Origin of the sequence: Streptomyces sp. RP5T, assembly GCF_003933965.1 — a bacterium.
In the GTDB taxonomy this organism is placed as follows: domain Bacteria; phylum Actinomycetota; class Actinomycetes; order Streptomycetales; family Streptomycetaceae; genus Streptomyces.
Genome location: NZ_RSAJ01000663.1, coordinates 1 through 4,258, shown reverse-complemented (window position 1 = coordinate 4,258; position 4,258 = coordinate 1). Strand labels below are relative to the sequence as shown.

Annotated in this window: 3 protein-coding genes; 1 reads left to right on the top strand and 2 read right to left on the bottom strand. The window is 70.1% G+C overall.

Annotation, left to right across the window (positions count from 1 at the left end):
• Window positions 1-540: 540 nt before the first annotated feature.
• Window positions 541-1,089: a MarR family winged helix-turn-helix transcriptional regulator gene (locus EHS43_RS38695; protein WP_125195262.1), complete on the bottom strand. Its 549-nt coding sequence runs from the start codon at window positions 1,087-1,089 to the stop codon at window positions 541-543.
• A gap of 134 nt (window positions 1,090-1,223) precedes the next feature.
• On the opposite strand from EHS43_RS38695, the gene EHS43_RS38690 reads away from it, so the two are divergent.
• Window positions 1,224-2,480 carry an MFS transporter gene (locus EHS43_RS38690; RefSeq protein ID WP_125195261.1) on the top strand — a complete coding sequence of 419 codons (1,257 nt, stop codon included), beginning with the start codon at window positions 1,224-1,226 and terminating at the stop codon, window positions 2,478-2,480.
• Window positions 2,481-2,564: 84 nt separating this feature from the next.
• On the opposite strand, the gene EHS43_RS38685 is transcribed toward EHS43_RS38690, so the two are convergent.
• Complete coding sequence (locus EHS43_RS38685; protein WP_125195260.1) at window positions 2,565-4,202, bottom strand: SpoIIE family protein phosphatase; 1,638 nt, start codon at window positions 4,200-4,202, stop codon at window positions 2,565-2,567.
• Window positions 4,203-4,258: the final 56 nt, after the last annotated feature.

Sequence of the window (4,258 nt, the reverse complement as noted above, 5' to 3'; positions counted from 1 at the left end):
AAAGGAACCTCGTCCCAGCTGATGCTGGAGACGGGGTATCAACATATCTGGCGTTGATTTTTGGCACGCTGTTGAGTTCTCAAGGAACGGACGCTTCCTTTGTACTCACCCTCTCGGGCTTTCCTCCGGGCGCTTCCCTTCGGTCTTGCGTTTCCGACTCTATCAGACCGTTTCCGGTTCCGATTTCCTCGATGCTTTCCAGGTTCCCGCTCTCGCGTTTCCCTTTCCGGCGGTTCCGACTCTATCAGATCCTTTCGGGCCTGATTCCCAGTCAGCGGGGTTTGCCTTCCCGGCCGTTGGGCCGTTCCGACGTCTCAAACCTTAGCGGACTCTCGCTGCGGTCCCAAATCGTGGAGCCGCACCCAAATCGAATTGAATTCGGGCACGCCGAATTCATCCCGGCTGGGAGATCGTTCTGATGGTTTGAGTGGCCGCTGTCGCGGCGGAGGTGCTGCCGAAGAACCGTTACGGCCCCGTGGCAACCCGAAGAACTCTACGGATCCGACAGGTGGGTGTCAAGCACCCTCTGTCAAGATCTTTTCAGTCGAGGTCGCTGAGCCGCCCGCCGGCGTCCGGCTGTGCGTGCTCCACCCTGCGCAGCAGCCGGGTGAGGACGTCCCCGAGGGCGTTGCGCTCCTCCGTGGACAGGTCCTGGAGCAGGTCCTCCTCGAAGACCGTGGCGAGGCGCATCGCCTCCAGCCACTTCTCGCGGCCTTCGGCGGTCAGCTCCACGATCACGCGTACACGGTTGGACTCGTCCCGCTCCCGGGTCACCAGTCCCTCGGCGAGCATGCGGTCGATCCGGTGGGTCATCGCGGCCGGCGTGAGGCCGAGGCGCTTAGCGAGGTCGCTGGGGCCCATCCGGTAGGGGGCGCCGGAGAGGACGAGGGCCTTGAGCACCTCCCACTCCGCGTTGCTGATGCCGAGCTCGGAGGTCTGGCGGCCGTAGGCGACGTTCATGCGGCGGTTCAGGCGGGAGAGCGCCGAGACGATCTGCTCGACCTGGGGATCGAGGTCCTGGAACTCGCGCTGGTAAGCGGCGATCTGCTCGTCGAGCGTCGGCTCGGGGATGCCAGGGGTCTCGGCCATGGCCGCAGTATGGCACGCGTCTCCTTTGCCTTGAAGTCCTTCAGTATGTACTCTTCAACTTCGAACTTTAGCTTTGAAGTCTTCACTCCTAACTAGTGAGAGAGGTGAACGTGACCAGGGCAAGGGGCGCAGCGATGCGTCGGATCCACGTGGGCAACGCGCTCAGCGCGTTCGGGCTCGGTTTCACCGTCCCGTATCTGTACGTCTACGTGGCGCAGGTGCGGGGCCTTGGGGCCATGACGGCGGGGCTCGTCCTCGCCGTCTTCGCCGTGGCGGCACTGATCGTGCTGCCGTTCGCCGGGCGGGCCATCGTCCGGCAGGGCCCGCTGCCGGTGTTGCTCACCGCCCTGGTCACGGCCGCCGTCGGATCGCTGAGCCTCGGGCTCGCGGGTCACGCGTCCACCGTGCTGCTGTCCGCGGCCGCGCTCGGGGCCGGTCAGGCCGTGATGCAGCCGGCGCTGGCGACGATGATCGTGGACTGCTCGACCTCGGAGACGCGGTCCCGGGCCTTCGCCACCCAGTTCTTCCTGCAGAACCTCGGACTGGGCGTCGGCGGTCTCATCGGCGGGCATCTCGTGGACACGACGAGCGCGGCGTCCTTCACTCTGCTGTTCGCGATCGAGGCGGCGATGTTCCTGCTGCTGGTGGTCGTGATGACGACCCTGCGGCTGCCGCACGCCCCGCGCATCGTGGGCGCCCCCGCCCAGTCCGCCCGGGGCAGCTGGAGGCAGCTGCTCGGGAACCGCGCCATGGTGCAGCTGTGCGTCCTGGGATTCGTGCTGTTCTTCGCCTGCTACGGACAGTTCGAGTCCGGTCTGAGCGCGTACGGCGTCGAGGCCGCCGGTATCTCCACCTCCGCTCTGGGGACGGCCCTGGCCGCCAACACGGCGATGATCGTCGTAGCGCAGTTCGCCGTCCTGAGGTTCGTCGAGCGGCGGAAGCGGTCCCGGGTGATCGCCCTGGTCGGGCTCATCTGGGCCGTGGCGTGGCTGACCGCGGGCTACGCGGGCCTCGGGCACGGCAGCCAGGAGATGGCCACGGCCGCGTTCGTGTCGACGTACGCGCTCTTCGGGCTGGGTGAGGCGATGCTGTCGCCGACCGTGGCTCCGCTGGTGGCCGATCTGGCGCCGGAGGGGATGGCGGGGCAGTACAACTCGGCCTTCGCCCTGGTGAAGCAGCTCGCCCTGGCGGTCGGCCCGGCGGTGGGCGGCCCGCTGGGGGCGTCCCTGCACGCGCCGTACATCGTGACGTTCCTGCTGTTCTCGCTGGGCATCACGTACCTCGCGCTGCGACTGGGCAAGCAGCTGACGCCGGTGCAGAACCAGCCGTCGCTGCGGAAGAGCAGGGTGGTGGCCCAGGGCGGGGCACAGTCCGCGTCGATCGCCGCCTGACCGCAACCCACCCAGGGGCGCGGGGAACCGTGCGACCAGCCACGACGTACCCGCGCCCGGCATCCACCAGGCAGCCCTGCGGCGCTACCCCTTCGGTAGCACGAACTCGCACCAGACCGCCTTGCCGCCCCCCGGCGTGCGCCGCGACCCCCAGTTCGACGCGATCGTCGCCACTATGGCGATCCCGCGGCCGGACTCGTCGCCCGGCTCCGCCCTGCGGCGCCGGGGCAGGTGGTCGTCCCCGTCCGTCACCTCGACGATCAGCCGCCGGTCGGTGCGGCGCAGACGCAGGCGCATGGGTGGGATGCCGTGCTGCAGTGAGTTGGCGACGAGCTCGCTCACCGCCAGGACTCCCAGGTCGTGCAGCTCCACCGGGAACCGCCAACTGGTCAGCACGCCGGAGGCGAACGCACGCGCGCGTGGAGCGGCCTCGACGCCGCCCAGCAGTTCCAGCGCGGCGTTGCGGAAGAGCTCGCTGTCGGGGCCCGTGCGGGCCGGGTGCTGGAGGACCATGACGGCCACGTCGTCGTCGTGCTCGGCGGTGACGCCGGCCGAGCGGACCAGGCGGTCGCAGATCACCTGGGGGGTGCCGGTAGCGCCGGCCAGGGCGCGTTCGAGGGCCGCGATGCCCTCGTCCAGGTCCTCGTTACGGCGTTCGACCAGGCCGTCCGTGTAGAGGACGGCCGTGGAGCCGGGGCCGAGCGGGATGGAGCCGGAGGCGTGCATCCAGCCGCCGGTGCCGAGCGGCGGGCCGGTGGGTTCGTCGGCACGCAGCACGACGCCGCTCTCGTCGCGGACCAGGATGGGCAGGTGGCCCGCAGAGGCGTAGACCAGCTTGCCCTCGTTCGGGTCGTGGATGGCGTACACGCAGGTGGCGATCTGGTTGGCGTCGATCTCCATGGCGAGGCCGTCCAGGAGCTGGAGGATCTCGTGCGGCGGGAGGTCCAGGCGGGCGTAGGCCCGGACCGCCGTGCGGAGTTGGCCCATGACCGCGGCCGCGCGGACCCCGCGGCCCATGACGTCGCCGATGACCAGGGCGGTGCGGCCGCCGCCGAGGGTGATGACGTCGTACCAGTCGCCGCCGACCGCGGCCTCCGTGCCGCCGGGGTGGTAGGTGGCGGCGATGCGCAGGTCGTCGGGTTCCTCCAGTTCCTGCGGGAGCAGGCTGCGCTGGAGGGTGACGGCGGTCTCGCGCTGGCGGCGTTCGCTGGCTCTGAGGCGCTCGGCCGCCTCGGCGTGGTCGGTGACGTCGGTCGCGAAGACGAGGACACCGCTGTCGCCGCCGTCCGCTTGCGTCACGGGCGTGCAGGTGAAGGTGTAGGAGCGGCCGTCGGAGGCCTTGCGGGACTTGACCGTGCGCGGCTTGCCGCTGCGCAGGACCTGGTCGAGGAGGGGCAGGAGGCCGATCTCGTGTAGCTCCGGGAGGGCTTCGCGGGCCGGTTCGCCCGTGGGGCGCAGGCCGAAGGCGACCACATAGGCGTCGTTGACGTAGGCGAGGCGGTGGTCGGGGCCGTGCACGAGGGCGACGAGGGCGGGGACACGGTCGAGGACCTCGCGGACCGGGAGCTCGTCGACGGCGGGGACCGGCACGGTCAGTTGTTCGGCGCGGGCCGCCGGGACGGCACCCTCGCTCAGGCGGTCCTCGGTGACCAGGTCGTCGGTCCGCGCTGCGGCGCGGCGCTGCGTTCCGGGGAGGCGGGCGCTCCAGCGCGTGAAGTTCACGAATCCTTGCCTCGCGTCGTCGTCTTCGGCGTCTTCGGGCCGGCTCCGGGCCCGGC